At 61.3% G+C, this 15,724-nt stretch carries 17 protein-coding genes and 1 pseudogene; 17 read left to right on the top strand and 1 reads right to left on the bottom strand.

The genetic code is table 11. The annotated features are described in order from the left end of the window. Positions 1 to 89: 89 nt before the first annotated feature. Genes GLR48_RS09320 through GLR48_RS09355 form a run of 8 tightly spaced genes read left to right on the top strand, consistent with a single transcriptional unit; the run spans position 90 to position 5,387 of the window. A complete protein-coding gene (locus tag GLR48_RS09320; protein WP_237060991.1) occupies positions 90 to 470 on the top strand; it encodes a chemotaxis protein CheD in 381 nt (126 codons plus the stop codon). A 12-nt stretch (positions 471 to 482) separates the two neighbouring features. Further along, positions 483 to 758: an STAS domain-containing protein gene (locus GLR48_RS09325; protein WP_237060992.1), complete on the top strand. Its 276-nt coding sequence runs from the start codon at positions 483 to 485 to the stop codon at positions 756 to 758. Beyond that, on the top strand, positions 755 to 1,123 hold the full coding sequence (locus GLR48_RS09330) for a response regulator (RefSeq protein WP_237060993.1): 369 nt from the start codon (positions 755 to 757) through the stop codon (positions 1,121 to 1,123). Before GLR48_RS09325 ends, GLR48_RS09330 begins: the two co-directional genes overlap by 4 nt. A gap of 8 nt (positions 1,124 to 1,131) precedes the next feature. Next, on the top strand, positions 1,132 to 3,312 hold the full coding sequence (locus tag GLR48_RS09335; RefSeq protein ID WP_237060994.1) for a chemotaxis protein CheA: 2,181 nt from the start codon (positions 1,132 to 1,134) through the stop codon (positions 3,310 to 3,312). Beyond that, positions 3,309 to 3,779: a chemotaxis protein CheW gene (locus tag GLR48_RS09340; protein ID WP_237060995.1), complete on the top strand. Its 471-nt coding sequence runs from the start codon at positions 3,309 to 3,311 to the stop codon at positions 3,777 to 3,779. The genes GLR48_RS09335 and GLR48_RS09340 overlap by 4 nt, the downstream gene beginning before the upstream one ends. Next, positions 3,776 to 4,645 (top strand): CheR family methyltransferase, encoded by an 870-nt coding sequence (locus GLR48_RS09345; RefSeq protein ID WP_237060996.1) that lies wholly within the window; start codon positions 3,776 to 3,778, stop codon positions 4,643 to 4,645. Before GLR48_RS09340 ends, GLR48_RS09345 begins: the two co-directional genes overlap by 4 nt. A 32-nt stretch (positions 4,646 to 4,677) precedes the next feature. After that, a complete protein-coding gene (locus GLR48_RS09350; protein ID WP_237060997.1) occupies positions 4,678 to 5,064 on the top strand; it encodes a response regulator in 387 nt (128 codons plus the stop codon). Beyond that, positions 5,061 to 5,387 (top strand): hypothetical protein, encoded by a 327-nt coding sequence (locus GLR48_RS09355; protein ID WP_237060998.1) that lies wholly within the window; start codon positions 5,061 to 5,063, stop codon positions 5,385 to 5,387. Before GLR48_RS09350 ends, GLR48_RS09355 begins: the two co-directional genes overlap by 4 nt. A 272-nt stretch (positions 5,388 to 5,659) precedes the next feature. Here the strand turns inward: GLR48_RS09355 and GLR48_RS09360 are convergent, their stop codons facing one another. Next, positions 5,660 to 6,733, bottom strand: coding sequence for a flavin monoamine oxidase family protein (locus GLR48_RS09360; protein WP_237060999.1), 1,074 nt, complete (start codon positions 6,731 to 6,733; stop codon positions 5,660 to 5,662). Positions 6,734 to 6,974: 241 nt separating this feature from the next. Between GLR48_RS09360 and GLR48_RS09365 the strand changes: the two genes are divergently transcribed. The 9 genes and pseudogenes from GLR48_RS09365 to glpK all read left to right on the top strand — a co-directional run bounded on the left by GLR48_RS09365 (position 6,975) and on the right by glpK (position 15,652). After that, positions 6,975 to 8,345: an ABC transporter substrate-binding protein gene (locus GLR48_RS09365; RefSeq protein ID WP_237061000.1), complete on the top strand. Its 1,371-nt coding sequence runs from the start codon at positions 6,975 to 6,977 to the stop codon at positions 8,343 to 8,345. A gap of 81 nt (positions 8,346 to 8,426) precedes the next feature. Further along, entirely contained in the window at positions 8,427 to 9,662 is a 1,236-nt protein-coding gene (locus GLR48_RS09370) for a carbohydrate ABC transporter permease (protein ID WP_237061001.1), read from the top strand. Further along, the gene (locus GLR48_RS09375; RefSeq protein WP_237061002.1) at positions 9,662 to 10,837 is read left to right on the top strand and encodes a carbohydrate ABC transporter permease; all 1,176 of its coding nucleotides are present in this window, start codon (positions 9,662 to 9,664) and stop codon (positions 10,835 to 10,837) included. Before GLR48_RS09370 ends, GLR48_RS09375 begins: the two co-directional genes overlap by 1 nt. Before the next feature lie 13 nt (positions 10,838 to 10,850). After that, the gene (locus GLR48_RS09380; protein WP_237061003.1) at positions 10,851 to 11,945 is read left to right on the top strand and encodes an ABC transporter ATP-binding protein; all 1,095 of its coding nucleotides are present in this window, start codon (positions 10,851 to 10,853) and stop codon (positions 11,943 to 11,945) included. A 69-nt stretch (positions 11,946 to 12,014) separates the two neighbouring features. Next, complete coding sequence (gene aroQ, locus GLR48_RS09385) at positions 12,015 to 12,449, top strand: type II 3-dehydroquinate dehydratase (protein WP_237061004.1); 435 nt, start codon at positions 12,015 to 12,017, stop codon at positions 12,447 to 12,449. Positions 12,450 to 12,517: 68 nt separating this feature from the next. Beyond that, positions 12,518 to 12,889: pseudogene (locus GLR48_RS26050) on the top strand (FAD-dependent oxidoreductase); the annotation flags it as partial. Continuing rightward, the gene (locus GLR48_RS26055) at positions 12,887 to 13,174 is read left to right on the top strand and encodes a glycerol-3-phosphate dehydrogenase C-terminal domain-containing protein (protein ID WP_442915834.1); all 288 of its coding nucleotides are present in this window, start codon (positions 12,887 to 12,889) and stop codon (positions 13,172 to 13,174) included. The pseudogene GLR48_RS26050 and the gene GLR48_RS26055, both read left to right, overlap by 3 nt. Positions 13,175 to 13,255: 81 nt before the next feature. Beyond that, the gene (locus GLR48_RS09395; protein WP_237061006.1) at positions 13,256 to 14,107 is read left to right on the top strand and encodes an N-acyl homoserine lactonase family protein; all 852 of its coding nucleotides are present in this window, start codon (positions 13,256 to 13,258) and stop codon (positions 14,105 to 14,107) included. Between the two features lie 51 nt (positions 14,108 to 14,158). Next, positions 14,159 to 15,652 (top strand): glycerol kinase GlpK, encoded by a 1,494-nt coding sequence (gene glpK, locus GLR48_RS09400; protein ID WP_237061007.1) that lies wholly within the window; start codon positions 14,159 to 14,161, stop codon positions 15,650 to 15,652. Positions 15,653 to 15,724: the final 72 nt, after the last annotated feature.

Raw genomic sequence — 15,724 nt, forward strand, 5'->3', positions numbered from 1 at the left:
TTTCTGACGATCCTGCGGTGGTGATGACGACGATCTTGGGATCTTGCGTTGCGACCTGCCTTTGGGATCCGGTCGCAAGAGTCGGCGGAATGAACCATTTTCTGTTGGCAAAGGAGCCGGAATCGGGCGCGGCAAATCACCGTTATGGCTCTCATGCGATGGAATTGCTGATCAATGATCTTCTGAAAACGGGCGCACTGCGCAGCCGGCTCAAGGCCAAGCTGTTCGGCGGCGCGATGATGCAGAACAGTTTTGGCAAAATCGGCCGCGCCAATTCGGAATTTGCGCTCCAATTTCTGACGGATGAAGACATTCCGATTGTTTCGCAAAGTCTATTGGGGACGCAGGCCCGCCGGATCCGCTTTTCACCTGTCGATGGGCAGGCGCAACAGCGCCTTGTGGCGGAAACGGATATCCCGCCAATTCATCTGCCGAAACCGCCCGCAACTGACGATATCACGTTTTTCTAAGTGGAATTCCTTATGCCGCAAACGCTTACATTGCCGGACAAACTTGATACCGCCGCCGCGCCTCGTTTTTTGTCGGACCTGCTTGCTGTACGGGGCGAAGCCCTGACGCTTGATGCCGCCAATTGCCGGGGTGTGGGGGCAATCTGTGCCCAGATCCTTTTGGCAGCACAGATCGCATGGCGAGGGGACGGCTGCGATTTCACACTGCAAGGTCACTCCGGGATCTCCAATGATTTGACAATTTTGGGTCTGGCCGACCTTGCCGCTGAACTGGAGACGCGACAATGACACTGAAAATTCTGGCGATCGACGATTCCCGGACCATCAGGGAAATGTTGCGCATGGCGCTGGGGAATGCTGGTTTCGACGTCCATCTGGCCAATGACGGTCAGGAAGGGGTCGAGGCGCTGCCGAGAGTATCCCCTGATATCGTCATTACGGATATCAATATGCCACGCCTCGATGGATTTGGCGTGATCAACGCAATCCGCGGTGGTGCCGTTCTGAACGCGCTGCCCATTCTCGTGCTGACGACAGAGAGTGCACAGGAATTGAAGGACCGGGCCCGCCAGGCGGGTGCCACGGGATGGATCGTGAAACCTTTCGATGATGCCAAGCTGATCAGCGCGATCCGCCGTATTGCAGCAGTCTGAGGTCAGGCATGAGCACGCTCAACGATATCCGACAAACTTTTTTCCAAGAGTGCGAGGAACTGCTGGAGGCCCTTGATGATGGTCTGGAACTGTTGCGCGACGCGCTGGATGCCGAGCAGGAGGTCGACCTGGAGACCATCAATGCGGTCTTTCGTTCGGTGCATTCGATCAAGGGCGGTGCTGCAGCCTTCGGCCTAGAAGCACTCGTTCGGTTTGCCCACCGGTTCGAAACCACGCTGGATGATTTACGTGCCCTGCGGCTGCCCCTGACGTCGGACGTCTTGGAGGTCTGCCTGCGCGCCGCGGACCAACTTGCTGAACTCGTGGCAGCCGCCCGGGATGACCGGGCCGTCACGGCCGGTGCAGGAACAGCCGTGATCGAGAAGCTGGCGGCCCTTTCCGGCGAACGTGTCGAACACAATGCGGCAGAAGACGATGTTTACGTTTCTCTGCCGATGAGCTTCGACCCGCTGCCACTTTCTGATGTCGGGGACGACGCAGAAATCCAGTTGCGCTTTCAGGCCCAGGATCGGCTTTTCGCGATCGGCAACGACCCCGTTCACCTGTTCCGTGAATTGGGCGCGTTAGGGCAGATTGCAGTCAAGGTCGATGCCGACAGTATGCCGTTGCTTGCGGACATCGATCCTGCCGCATGCGCGCTGGCCTGGTCGATTGTGCTCAAGACAACCGAGCCGCTGTCGTCGGTGATGGAGGTCTTTGATTTCGTCGATGGCCTGTGTTCGCTTGATGTCGTCCCCGCCGAAGGCACCGCCGTGCGTTCGGATTTCGTTGCGGGACCGAATGCGGAAAACGAGGTCGCCTTTTCACCGCAGGCGTCCAATCTTTTGGCCGGTGCTGCCCCTGCCGGCCCACCTGGTACCCGTGCTGGCGCTCCGAAAACCGATCTTGGCAGCGAAACGCGCATGTCTGCCGCAGAGAAGGCGACGAAAAATAATGTGCGCGCCGCTGCTGCGCCCAAGGCCACCGTGCGCGTCGATCTCGAACAAGTCGACCGCTTGATCAACGTCGTGGGTGAACTTGTGATCAACCAAGCCGTTTTGACCCAATGCATCAAGGCAGCCGAGATTCCGATGACAACCGCACTGTCGGCCAGCCTTGATGAATTCATGGCGCTTGCCCGCGAAATTCAAGAAGGTGTCATGGCAATCCGGGCGCAGTCGGTCAAACCTCTGTTCCAGCGGATGGCGCGAATTGCGCGTGAAGCCGCCGACCTCGCTGGAAAAAATGTCAGGTTTGAAACGGAAGGCGAGGCGACGGAAGTCGACAAGACGGTGATCGAACGCCTGGTCGATCCCTTGACCCACATTATACGCAATGCTGTCGATCACGGCCTGGAATCAGAAGATAAACGGCGCGCTGCGGGCAAAAGCGATATCGGAACGGTCACCTTGCGTGCGGCCCATCGCTCTGGCCGCGTCCTGATTGATGTCGCGGACGACGGTGCCGGCATCGACCGCCCGCGTGTCCTGAAGATAGCCATTGAAAAGGGGCTTGTTCCGGCGGACGTCGTCCTGAGCGACCCTGAGATTGACAAACTTCTGTTTCTGCCTGGCTTTTCGACCGCGTCGACTGTGACTGACTTGTCCGGTCGGGGTGTCGGCATGGATGTCGTACGCAGTGCAATTCAGAAACTTGGTGGACGGATCAACATCACATCGACCCCGGGCATCGGGACGACGATGTCCATTTCGCTGCCGCTGACGCTCGCCGTCCTTGACGGCATGGTCGTCGATGTCGCCGGACAGACCATGGTGGTGCCGATTGCCACGATCGTCGAGACGATCAGACCGGAACCGGGCGATCTGCACAAGTTGGGCGGTGGTATGACGGTCGTGTCGGTGCGTGACAAATTCATTCCGATCGTCGATTTGGGGCATGTCTTCCAGTTTCGCAAAAGCGCCTCTGCCTCGACCGATCTTGTCTATCTGTTGGTCGAAAGCGACCATGAACAGATGTGGGCGCTGGCGGTCGATCGGATCCATGATCAGCGACAAGTCGTGATCAAGGGGCTGGAAGGCAATTATGGTCATGTGACCGGCGTGGCCGCTGCCACTATTCTGGGTGACGGCAAAGTTGCCCTGATCATCGACCCTGAAGAAGCCGTGCAACGCACCGCTTCAGATATGCCCCCACCAACCGCCCCCCGGATCGAGGAGAGCAGACAATGATGACGGTCGAAGAGTCCCTGATCGAGGACGAACGCGAGTTGGTAACGTTTCGTGTTGGCGATCAGGATTTTTGCATTGATATCATTCATGTCCGAGAGATTCGCGGCTGGACGCCGGCGACCGTATTGCCGCACGCACCGGAATATGTCCTCGGGGTCATCAACCTTCGCGGTGCGATCGTACCGATTGTCGATCTGGCCCGCCGGTTGGGTTTGGCAAAGACCGATCTTGGCGATCGACATGTCATCGTCATCGCCGTTGTTGCGGACCAGACGGTTGGTTTCCTGGTGGATGCCGTGTCCGACATCATCGGTGTCGCCCCCCAACTGATTCAGCCGACGCCGGACATCACGGCGCAGACAACGCAGAGGTTCATCCAGGGGGTCATCGCGCTGGAACAGCGGATGCTGCGGCTGATCGACATTTCTGCCGTCCTGCCGCCGCTCGTCAAGGATGTCAGTGCATGACGATGATCCCGTTGACCTTTGACAAGGGCCAAGGCCTTGCTGGTCCAATGACTTGCGATGAACAGAGTTTCCGGGCCATCGCAAAACTGCTGCGTGACGAGACGGGAATCCACTTGCCCGGCGATAACACGTCACTGGTCGTGTCACGCCTGATCAAGCATCTTCGTCGACTGAAGCTTGCAGATTTCCCGGCCTATGTCCGCTGGATCAGCGATCCCGCGCATGTCGATGACCGAAATCTGATGATGACTGCGCTGACGACCAACACGACGCATTTCTACCGAGAGGGATATCACTTCGATATTTTCGTCAATGTCCTGTTGCCGCGGCTCCGCACGGCGGCGCAGGACGGTGCAAGAATACGTCTGTGGTCTGCCGGCTGTTCTTCCGGAGAGGAAGCCTACAGCCTCGCCGCGACGCTGATTCATCATTGGCCGGACGCTGTGCAGCATGACGTGAAAATCCTCGCCACCGATATCAGCGCAGAGTGTCTGGAGACGGCAGAGCGGGCCGAGTATCCACGCGAACGCCTGGAGCCTGTCCCTGACCCGATCCGTACACTGATGTTGTCCGAGGGATCGCCGGATGCATCTACCGTCCGCATGCCGAAGATTTTGCGCGATCTTGTAACTGTCCGTTATCTGAATTTCGTCACGCCCTGGCCGACACGTGGGCCGTTTCAGGCGGTCCTGTGTCGCAATGTGGCGATTTACATGGATGACGAAACCCAAAGCCGAGTCTTCACAGGCCTGGCCGATCTGCTGTCGCCCGGCGGACTGCTTTTCATCGGCCATTCCGAACGATTGCCGCCGACGCTGTCACATCGCCTGACACTGATCGACCGGACGACGTTCAGGCATAACTGACCGGCGCCTTGCTCAACCCAATTGGAGGACACATGTCGCTCAAGGACACAATCTCAATCATGGTCGTCGATGACATGTCAACCAGCCGCGGGTTGATCACGATGGCGCTCGACGAAATCGGCATCAAGAATGTCGATTTCAAAAGCGATGGCCGGTCGGCGCTGGCGTCGATTGCGGCAAAACCGGTCCACCTGGTGATTTCGGACTACAACATGCCGGGTCTTGACGGGCTGCAGTTGCTGCACGGTTTACGCACGAACCGTAACACCCAACGCATCGGCTTCGTGCTCGTCAGCGGGCGATTGGACGAAACGATCGTTGCAACCGGACGCAAACTGGGCATGAACAACTTCATCGCGAAGCCCTTCAACACCCAACAGATGCGCAAATGTATCGAAGCAGTGGTGGGCCCCCTATGAAAACGCCTTTAACGCTGCTGCTGACGCGGCTTGCGGCCGAACTGGACGGGGTGACTGAATTGGCCAACCGGATCGAGACGACGATGGACCACGATGCGAATGCCAAGGGGCGTGATAGCCGTACGCTGCAAAACATGGATCTGCTGACCCAGACCCTAGCGGATCTGTCGCGCTTCGGCACAGCGATGGCAAAGGTCGTACCCGATACGCTGGTCGATCCAGCGGCCGCTCTAGACGCCATCCGCCTCGGCGCAGTGGCGTCGCGCCTTTCGGGTCATGAATTGAGCGGCGAACCGACACACGGCGACGTCTCCGTATTCTGATTATCGGCGTGTCGGTGACGGCAACAGGATCCTGTGCGCGTGTCGATTTCGGGCTCGGGCCGCGTGCCGCAAATGCAGGGGCACTTCTGCCCGCAAAGACGTCGCAGCGCTTTTCATCAGGCAGCGGCGCACGCGATGTCACAGTGCCCGCCTAATGGCGCAGCTGATCGCATCGGACTCACATTAACGACATCTTTGCCGGGCCGGTTGCAGGTGGCGACGGGTGCCGGACCCGACCGATCCCCACGTGGCGCCACAACGGGTGCGGTCTGTCATCGCAAGGTCTCGATGACCTGTTGCGCTGTTGCCCCTCCGGCGGCGAGCGCGCCGGCAATCAGCCCCGGATGTGCCACGGCCGTTTCAGCGCTCGCAAACCACAGGCGGTCCGCCAAATGGCCTTGCCGCAAAAGCGCCGGTGCAATCTCGGGGTGAGAGGCCGGCCCCTGCAAATCTGCTGGCGCGCAGATCAGTGGCGCTGTCGCCCAGTCCTTGACGATCAACGCCAGGGGATCGCCCGCCTGCGGACCAAGGCAACGTGTCAGTTGCGCGAGGATGGCCTGTCGCAATCCCTCGGGATCGGCGGCGCGCGATGCCGCGTCCCAGCCCACGAAGCCGAACAGTGCCCCGGTCTCGCCGGTGGCGGGGCTGTGGTCATGGACTTCGACCAGCGGCCCGGTGCGGCTGGCGATGCGGCCCGAAAGTCCGGAGTCCCGCCAGAAGGGCAGGGGATAGGTCACGGCCACCTTCGCCTGCCGCGCCATCCATGTCGGCGTGTCCTGCAACGCGCCCATCACGGCGTCGGGCAAACCCGGCATCGCGATACGGCTTGCGGCGATCCGCGGCGGTGTCGCGATGATGACGCGGTCCGCGGTGATCGGCCCGTCAGGCGTCGCCACGGCCAAGCGCTTATCCGCCGTGACCGCGCGAACAGCGCATCCGGTCTGCACCGTCTTCGGCGGCAGTCGTGCCGCCAGCGCGTTGATCAGGGCCTGTGGTCCGCCCACGATGCGCGCAATGCCGTCCTGACCGGGCAGGGGCTGTCGCTGCACAGGCCCGCCAAATCCGTCCAGAACACCGTCGCCGGCGTCGTATTGTGCGAATAGATCCAGCCGCAGGCGGTGCATCCATGTGGCGACGACGGGTTGCCATGCGGGCCAGACCCAGGTCGGCCCAAGATCGCAGCCGTCCTTTAGGCCGATGCGTCCGCCAATCCGGTCGGCCGCTTCCAGTACCGTGACACGCAGGCCTGCGTCGGTCAGGCACAGCGCGGCTGTCAGGCCAGCCAGCCCGGCCCCGACAATCACGACGTGCGGCGCGTCGGACGCTTTATTTTGTTTATTGATCATCGGGTGTCCTGTCTGGCGCGGACGCTATGCAGCATCCCTGCCGGTGGCAAGTGCGTCGGACAACCGCAGGGCGGCGTGAATGTGCAAGACGACCCTTCCCTCATCGGGTCAGTTGTCCTAACCTTCTGGAAAGAAAAATGGCCGTGCGGGATTGCGGTTGACTGATGCGACCCCGTCAAAGCCTTATCCGCAACGTTTCGGACCGAACCGAACAAGTCATACTCTGGGAGGAGATTATACGATGATCCGCACTCTATCAGGCGTCAGCGTCATTGCGCTGCTGGCCGCATCCGCAACCTCTGTCGCCGCACAGGACCTGATGTTTCCGAAAGGCGAGGGCGCTTTCACGTGGGACAGTCTTCAGTCCTTTGCTGATGCGAATGATTTTACCGGAGCGCAATTGACGGTCTTCGGACCGTGGATTGGTCCAGATCAGCCGCCGATTGAGCAGGTTCTGGCATATTTCGCGGACGCGACAGGCGTCGACGTGAGGTACACGGGTTCGGACAGTTTTGAACAGCAAGTCGTGATTGACGCAGAAGCCGGTTCCGCGCCAAATATCGCCATTTTCCCGCAACCGGGTTTGGCCTCTGATATGGCCAAGCGCGGATTCTTGACGCCATTGGGGCAGGTGGCAGCCGACTGGATGGCTGCAAACTACGCTGCTGGCCAGTCTTGGGTCGATCTTGGAACCTACGCCGGGGCAGACGGCGCGGAAGCTTTCTATGCTTTCCCCTACAAGGCTGACGTTAAGTCGCTGGTCTGGTATGTGCCGGAGAATTTTGAGGACGCGGGCTATGAAGTCCCGACCACAATGGAAGACCTGAAAGCCCTGACTGACCAGATCGTCGCTGACGGCGGCACGCCGTGGTGCATTGGTCTGGGGTCTGGTGGTGCGACCGGTTGGCCTGCGACCGACTGGGTCGAGGATATGATGCTGCGCACCCAGTCGCCCGAAAACTACGATAAATGGGTTACCAACGAACTGCCGTTCAACTCGCCGGAGGTTGTGGGCGCGATCGAGGAATTTGGTCATTTTGCCAAGAACGATGCTTTCGTCGCCGGTGGCATGAGCGCAGTTGCCTCCACCGACTTCCGCGATAGTCCCAAAGGCCTGTTTGATAGTCCTCCGCAGTGCTACTTGCACCATCAGGCGTCCTTCATTCCTGCGTTTTTCCCCGAAGGCACCGTCGTCGGTGAAGACGGCGACGCCAACTTTTTCTACATGCCAGCTTACGCGAGCAAGGATTTGGGTCAGCCAGTGTTGGGTGCCGGGACGGTCTTTGCAATCACCAAGGACTCCCCAGCTGCTGAGGCGTTGATTGCCTTCCTGCAGACCCCGATCGCCCACGAAATCTGGATGGCGTATCCCGCTCAGGGCTTCCTAACACCGCTGACCACTGCCAATCTCGATACCTATGAAAACGACACCCGTCGCGCGCTGGGCGAGATCCTGACCTCTGCCACGACCTTCCGCTTCGACGCATCCGACCTGATGCCCGGCGGCGTCGGTGCCGGGACGTTTTGGACCGGCATGGTCGATTATGTCGGTGGCGAGTCTGCCCAGTCCGTCGCGGACAAGATTCAGGCGTCCTGGGACGCGCTGAAGTAAGCCGCACTGGTCGCGCGGTCCGCCGCGCGACCACCCCGGACGGGAGGGTCCGGCGCGACAGCAATTCAACAGGGGGCATCCATGAATCCGGCACTACTTGGCCTGTTCACCATCGTGATCGGCGTCGGCGGCTGTCTCGCCTATTTCTATTTTTCGAACATCCTGCTGGACAAGGTGATCTTTCCCGCCACCGGTGCCAACGCGGGCCGCAACATCAACCTCGCCGAGAAGGTGCGGCCCTGGCTGTTCCTCGCCCCTGCCATTCTGGCGCTGGGACTTTACCTCGCCTATCCCGTCTTTGCCACGATCTGGTTGTCCCTGACGGACCGGTCACAGGGCAACGCCTTTGTCGGCCTCGCGAATTACCGTCAGATGGGGATGGACCCCAAGTTCTGGGAAGCGCTGCGCAACAACATGCTGTGGCTGATCGTGGTGCCTGCGGCGTCCACAGCCTTTGGCCTGTTGGCGGCACAGCTGACCGACCGGATCCGCTGGGGCAGCTTTGCCAAATCGATCATTTTCATGCCGATGGCGATTTCCTTCGTCGGCGCCGCCGTGATCTTCAAGCTGGTCTACGACGCCCGGCCGGAAGGCACCAACCAGATCGGCATCCTGAACGCGATCTGGCTGCAGTTCGACGGCGGCTTCTGGTCCATCGTGATCCTGCGCGTGCTGCCCGTGGTGATCCTGCTGGCAATCGCGGCGCTCTGCGCCTTTCTTGTTCTGGTCTTTGCCAAACCGGTCTTGCGTCCCGAACACACCCGTCCCGGCCCGCTGAACAGCGCGGTGCGGATTCTGGCAGCGATTTTCACCGCCGCTCTGGTGCTGGCGTGTCTCTGGGGCGCAGTGAACGCCGTGACCGGCACCTATCCCTACGGCACGCCGCAGCAATGGCTGACGATCCCGGTGTGGAACAGCTTCTTTCTGATGATCGTGCTGATCTGGATCCAGACCGGTTTCGCGATGGTGATCCTGTCGGCCGCCCTGCGCGGCATTCCCGAGGAGACGATCGAGGCCGCGATCATCGACGGCGCCAACCCGCTGCAGATCTTCTTTTCGATCAAGATGCCGCAGATCTCTTCGACCATCGTCGTGGTCTGGACGACCATCACCATCGTCGTGCTTAAGGTTTTCGACATCGTCTATGCCATGACCAACGGCCAGTGGCAGACGCAGGTGCTGGCCAACTACATGTACGACAAGCTGTTTCGCGCGAACGACTGGGGCGTGGGGTCGGCGGCGGCGATGGTCATCATGCTGCTGGTCACGCCGATCCTGGTCTGGAACGTCTATAACGCCCGCAAGGAGATGCGCTGATGGATGACGGTATGGCAGGCGGCAAGTCGTCGCTGACATGGGTCGTGAACATCTCGGTCGTGCTGCTGGTGGCGCTGTGGCTGTTCCCGACGGCGGGCCTGTTCATCAGTTCCTTCCGCACGGCGGACCAGATTTCGTCCTCGGGCTGGTGGGCGTCGATGTTCCCGCAGGAACAGAACCAGACCCTGCGCACCGCGCGTCCGGGCGACGACATTCCGCAGGTGAACGGTGTCTACCAGATCGACGGCAACCTCTTTGTCGCCGAAGGGCAGGCTGCAGATGTGGAGGCCGTCCAGGCCACGATCAGTGCCTGGGGCACCGGGTCACTGAACATCGACGAGTTCGCGCCGGGCGATACGGCCGACCTTGGCGATGGCGAACAGATCACGGTGCAGGCCAACGGCGACTACGTCTGGACCAGTCCGGAGCCACAGTCGGGCAGGGGGCAGAGGGTATTCACCACAGCTAAAACTCCGCCGGAGTTCACGCTCGACAACTACCGCAACGTGTTGTTCAACCCGAATAACAGGGAAGGCATGGCCAAGGCGTTCTTCAACACGCTGACGGTGACGATCCCCGCGACGATCATCCCCATCCTGATCGCGGCTTTCGCTGCCTACGCGCTGGCGTGGATGGATTTTCCCGGCCGCGCCCTGCTGATCGCCGCCGTCGTGGGCCTGCTGGTCGTGCCGCTGCAACTGGCGCTGATCCCGCTGCTGCGCCTGCATAACGAGATTGGCATCGGAAAGGGCTATCTGGGTGTCTGGCTCGCCCATACGGGCTTTGGCCTGCCACTCGCGATATATCTGTTGCGCAACTACATGGTCGGCCTGCCGCGCGACATCATCGAGAATGCGCGGGTGGACGGCGCCACGGATTTCCAGATTTTCGTCAAAATCATCCTGCCGCTGTCCTATCCCGCACTCGCGTCCTTCGCGATCTTCCAGTTCCTGTGGACCTGGAACGACCTGCTGGTGGCGCTGGTCTTCCTGATCGACAGTTCCGGCGACACGACCGTGATGACCAAGCAGATCGTCGAACTGCTGGGCACTCGTGGCGGCAACTGGGAAATCCTCGCCACATCCGCCTTCGTGTCGATCGCCGTGCCGCTGCTCGTCTTCTTCTCCCTGCAACGCTTCCTCGTCCGCGGCCTGCTGGCCGGGTCCGTGAAATAAAGGAACCGATCCCATGGCAACGCTCAAACTGACCGATGTGGCCAAGACCTATGGCGGCACCATCGACGTGCTGAAGAACATCAACCTCGACATCAAGACCGGAGAGTTGATCGTCTTCGTCGGCCCCTCCGGCTGCGGCAAGTCCACGCTGTTGCGGATGATCGCGGGGCTGGAAAAGATCAGCGGCGGCGAGTTGCAGATCGACGGGCGCGTCGTGAACGATATCCCCCCCGCGCAGCGCGGCATCGCGATGGTGTTCCAAAGCTACGCGCTTTACCCGCACATGACCGTGCGCGACAACATGACCTTTGCACTGAAACTGGCGAAGAAAAGCAAGGCCGAGATCGACGCCGCCGTCGCAAAGGCCGCGCGCATCCTGCAGCTTGAACCCTACCTCGACCGGCTGCCCAAGGCGCTGTCCGGCGGTCAGCGCCAGCGGGTCGCCATCGGGCGCAGCATCGTGCGCGATCCCAAGGTCTATCTGTTCGATGAACCGCTCTCGAACCTCGACGCAGCCCTGCGCGTCGCGACCCGGATCGAGATTGCGCAACTCAAGGAATCGATGCCCGACAGTACCATGATCTACGTCACGCACGATCAGGTCGAGGCGATGACGCTGGCCTCCCGCATCGTGGTGCTGGCCAATAAAGGCATCGCGCAGGTCGGCACGCCGCTGGAGCTTTACGAGCGTCCCCAGAACGAATTCGTGGCGCAGTTCATCGGATCCCCGGCGATGAACCTGCTGGCCGGAGAGATCGTCGAGACCGGGCCGCAGACCACCGTCAAGCTGACGGGCGGGGGCACTGCCATCGCCGCCGTGCCGACCCAAGGCACCGACAAGGGGTTGAGTGTCAACGTTGGTGTCCGGCCAGAGGACCTGACGGCGGTGCAGGACGGCGCGCCCTATATCTTTGAAGGCACCGTAAACATCACCGAGGCGCTGGGAGAGGTCACGCTGCTGTACTTCGACCGGATCGGCGACAACGATGCCGTCATCGGCAAGTTGCCGGGCATCCATCAGGGGTTGCGCGGCACGTCGGTTCGCATGACGGCCCAGCCCGACAAGGTTCAGATCTTTCATAATGGTCAATCGCTGCACTACCGGTGATGCCGCGGCCGGTTTTTCGACGAAAATCCGGCCTCCCCGTCGTCCGGTCTGCATGCTAAGGATGCCAACATGGCAAATATCCTCGTCCTCAACGGTCCGAACCTCAATCTGCTGGGCAAGCGCCAGCCAGAGATCTACGGCCATGCCACATTGGACGACGTGGCTGATTTGTGCCGCGCTGCCGCCGGCGACATCGCGATCCGCATGGAACAGTCCAATCACGAAGGTCAGCTGATCGACTGGATCCACGAGGCCCGCCACAGTGCGCAGGGAATCGTCATCAACGCGGGGGCTTATACCCATACCTCTGTGGCCATCTTCGATGCGCTGAACGCCTTCGACGGTCCGGTGATCGAGGTGCATATCTCCAACGTGCACAAGCGAGAGTCCTTTCGCCATCACTCCTACATCTCGGCCCGCGCCGACGGCGTCATCGTGGGGCTGGGGATCAGGGGCTATGCCGCCGCCGTGCGTCACATCTGCGACCTGATCGCAGCGGACTGACGCCGCGCCTGTTGCCTGCCGCCCATTCGCCCTAGGTCTGGCACCACAGACCCCCGGAAGGCACGGCCATGACACAACCCTTCGACATCTTCATCATCGGTGGTGGCATCAACGGTTGCGGCATCGCGCGCAATGCAGCGGGCCGGGGGCTGCGCGTGGGTCTGGCCGAGATGAACGATCTTGCCTCCGCAACGTCGTCCGCCTCGACCAAGCTCTTTCACGGCGGTCTGCGGTATCTCGAATACTTCGAGTTCAACCTCCTGCGTCACGCCCTTGCAGAACGCGAGGTGCTGCTGCGGGCCATGCCGCATATCAGCTGGCCGATGCGCTTCGTACTGCCCTATTCGACTGACATGCGGTTCGAAGGTGACACGCCCACATCGAAACTGCTGTCCACGGCGATGCCCTGGATGCGCGGCCGCCGTCCCGCGTGGCTGATCGCTGACCTTCAGGTGCAGTATGCCTTCCTGACGCCATCTTGGGCAAAGCGCCTGATCCGCGCCTACGGCACGGAGGCGCCGCAGGTGTTGGGCGATGCCCGCACGACCGCTGACCTTGGCCCCGACTTCGGTGCGACGCTAACCGGGCAAGAGGTTGGATGGCTGATGTCACGCAAATACGCCCGCACCGCCGAAGATGTCGTCTGGCGCCGCAGCAAGCTGGGCCTGCGGCTGAGCGCAGACCAGATCGCGGCATTGGGCCGCTGGATGGCGGCGCAACCTTGACGCAGCGTCTTGCACGACCAATGAAACCTCATCTGCGACTCACCGTTGATGTTGCAACAAGATCATAACCGGAGGACCACCATGAAGACCCTGACCCTTGCCGCCCTTCTGACCACCGCGGCCCTGCCTGCCTTTGCGCAGACCGAAACGCCCGCTGCGGACGTCGAACTCTGGCGCCTCGATTGCGGAGATGTGAAGGTGAACGACCTAAACTTGTTTTCCGACACGCGCGCCTATACCGGCGAGACGCGCGATCTGACCGCATCCTGCTATCTGATCCGCCACGGCACCGACTACATGATCTGGGACACCGGTCTGCCGGCCGCCTTGAAGGGTGCGCCGCAGAACGACACCGACGCGCTGTCGCCAACCCTCAAGACGACCATCGAAGAACAGTTGACCGAACTCGACCTGACACCCGCAGACATCGGGCGCGTCGGCATCAGCCACTATCACTTCGATCACACGGGTCAGGCCGCGAGCTTTCCCGATGCGGAGCTTATGATCGACGCCCGCGACTGGGACGTGCTGTCCGCCGACCCGCTGCCAACCTTTGCCGAAGGTTTTGCGAACCCCGACCTGGTAAAGCCCTGGCTGGACGGTGGAAAACTGACCACGACTACGGGTGACACCGACGTCTTCGGCGACGGGTCCGTCACGATGCTGACGATGCCGGGACACACGCCGGGCAGTCTGACGCTGCTGGTGCAACTGGCCGAGACGGGTCCGGTGCTGTTGTCCGGCGATATCGTCCATTTCGAGGAACAGATCGCCAATCAGGGCGTGCCGACCTTCAATACCGACCGCAGCGATACGCTGTCCTCGATCGACCGGATGAACAAGCTGGCGGGCAACCTGGGCGCCACGCTGGTCATCCAGCACGATCCCCGCGACATCGAAAAACTGCCGGCCTTTCCCGCCTCGGCGAAATAAGTCATCCTGCGCGCGGGGCCTTTCGGGGCCCCGCAGACCGGAGGAGACGTCATGACCCATATTCTTGCCATCGACCAAGGCACCACATCCACCCGCGCCATCATCTTCGATGCCGACATGATGCCGGTCGCCACCGCGCAAGAGGAGTTTCCCCAATATTTTCCGCAGTCCGGCTGGGTCGAACACGACCCGTCCGACCTATGGTCCACGACGGCCGCCACCTGCCGCTCGGTCATCGAAAAAGCCGGTCTCGGCGCCAATGATATCGCGGCCATCGGCATCACCAATCAGCGTGAAACCACGCTGGTCTGGGACCGTACGACGGGCCAGCCCATCCACAACGCCATCGTCTGGCAGGATCGCCGCACGGCGCAGATCTGCCGCGATCTGTCAGAGCATGCAGAGACAGTGGCGACCAAGACCGGCCTCCTGCTCGACCCCTATTTCTCGGCGACCAAGGTGAAATGGATCCTCGATCATGTCGACGGATCGCGCGACCGCGCCGCGCGCGGCGAGCTTGCCTTTGGCACCGTCGACAGCTGGCTGATCTGGAAGCTGACAGGCGGTGCCGCCCACGTCACCGATGCCACCAATGCAAGCCGGACGATGCTTTACGACATTCACAAGGGGCGGTGGTCTTCGACGATCTGCAAGCTGCTCGACATCCCTATGGCGATGCTGCCAGAGGTGAAAGACTGCGCTGCTGATTTTGGCAGGACCCGCCCTGACCTGTTCGGACGGGACATTCCGATTTTGGGGGTCGCCGGCGATCAGCAGGCGGCGACGCTGGGGCAGGCGTGCTTCAAGCCTGGCATGCTGAAGTCGACCTATGGCACCGGATGTTTCGCCCTGCTCAACACGGGCGACACGCCCGTCACCTCCACCTCGCGCTTGCTCACGACCATCGCCTATCAGCTCGATGGCAAGCCGACTTATGCCCTTGAAGGCTCGATCTTCATCGCGGGCGCCGTCGTGCAATGGCTGCGCGACGGGTTGAAGATGATCCGCGAGGCGCAGGAAACCCAGCCATTGGCCGTATCCTCTGACACCGACCAGCCCGTCATCCTTGTGCCCGCCTTCACGGGCCTTGGCGCGCCCTACTGGAATGCGGATTGTCGTGGGGCGATCTTCGGGTTGTCGCGCAACTCCGGTCCGGCAGAGCTGGCGCGCGCTGCGCTGGAATCCGTGGGCTACCAGACGCGCGATCTTCTGGATGCCATGCGCGCCGACTGGAAAAGCGAGGCGGGCGAAGCCAGTCTGCGCGTCGATGGCGGGATGAGCGCGTCTGACTACGCGATGCAGTTCCTTGCCGATATCATCGACGCCCCCGTGGATCGCCCCAAGGTTCTTGAAACCACGGCGCTGGGGGCGGCATGGCTTGCCGGCTATCGGGCTGGCCTGTACCCGGACCAAGAGGGGTTTGCCGCGACATGGGCGCTCGACCGCACCTTTACGTCGCGGATGTCCGGCAAGACCCGCGCCACGAAGTACCACCAGTGGCAGCGCGCCGTGCAAGCGACACTGACCTACGCTGGCGCAGACTAGTCCTTCATTCACTTGGCAAGTTAAGCGCCCGACGGAGGCATCCGTCCATCAGTCGTTGACACCTCACGCCCG

The sequence above is a fragment of the Loktanella sp. M215 genome, from assembly GCF_021735925.1.
Lineage (GTDB): Bacteria > Pseudomonadota > Alphaproteobacteria > Rhodobacterales > Rhodobacteraceae > Loktanella.

What these genes read in the sequence shown, in the direction of transcription:
- GLR48_RS09365 (WP_237061000.1), top strand. Translation starts at nt 6,975, where the DNA reads ATGATCCGCACTCTATCAGGCGTCAGCGTCATTGCGCTGCTGGCCGCA.
- GLR48_RS09330 (WP_237060993.1), top strand. Translation starts at nt 755, where the DNA reads ATGACACTGAAAATTCTGGCGATCGACGATTCCCGGACCATCAGGGAA.
- GLR48_RS09370 (WP_237061001.1), top strand. Translation starts at nt 8,427, where the DNA reads ATGAATCCGGCACTACTTGGCCTGTTCACCATCGTGATCGGCGTCGGC.
- GLR48_RS09325 (WP_237060992.1), top strand. Translation starts at nt 483, where the DNA reads ATGCCGCAAACGCTTACATTGCCGGACAAACTTGATACCGCCGCCGCG.
- GLR48_RS09320 (WP_237060991.1), top strand. Translation starts at nt 90, where the DNA reads ATGAACCATTTTCTGTTGGCAAAGGAGCCGGAATCGGGCGCGGCAAAT.
- GLR48_RS09335 (WP_237060994.1), top strand. Translation starts at nt 1,132, where the DNA reads ATGAGCACGCTCAACGATATCCGACAAACTTTTTTCCAAGAGTGCGAG.
- aroQ (WP_237061004.1), top strand. Translation starts at nt 12,015, where the DNA reads ATGGCAAATATCCTCGTCCTCAACGGTCCGAACCTCAATCTGCTGGGC.
- GLR48_RS09360 (WP_237060999.1), bottom strand. Translation starts at nt 6,733, where the DNA reads ATGATCAATAAACAAAATAAAGCGTCCGACGCGCCGCACGTCGTGATT.
- GLR48_RS09375 (WP_237061002.1), top strand. Translation starts at nt 9,662, where the DNA reads ATGGATGACGGTATGGCAGGCGGCAAGTCGTCGCTGACATGGGTCGTG.
- glpK (WP_237061007.1), top strand. Translation starts at nt 14,159, where the DNA reads ATGACCCATATTCTTGCCATCGACCAAGGCACCACATCCACCCGCGCC.
- GLR48_RS09355 (WP_237060998.1), top strand. Translation starts at nt 5,061, where the DNA reads ATGAAAACGCCTTTAACGCTGCTGCTGACGCGGCTTGCGGCCGAACTG.
- GLR48_RS09350 (WP_237060997.1), top strand. Translation starts at nt 4,678, where the DNA reads ATGTCGCTCAAGGACACAATCTCAATCATGGTCGTCGATGACATGTCA.
- GLR48_RS09380 (WP_237061003.1), top strand. Translation starts at nt 10,851, where the DNA reads ATGGCAACGCTCAAACTGACCGATGTGGCCAAGACCTATGGCGGCACC.
- GLR48_RS09340 (WP_237060995.1), top strand. Translation starts at nt 3,309, where the DNA reads ATGATGACGGTCGAAGAGTCCCTGATCGAGGACGAACGCGAGTTGGTA.
- GLR48_RS09395 (WP_237061006.1), top strand. Translation starts at nt 13,256, where the DNA reads ATGAAGACCCTGACCCTTGCCGCCCTTCTGACCACCGCGGCCCTGCCT.
- GLR48_RS09345 (WP_237060996.1), top strand. Translation starts at nt 3,776, where the DNA reads ATGACGATGATCCCGTTGACCTTTGACAAGGGCCAAGGCCTTGCTGGT.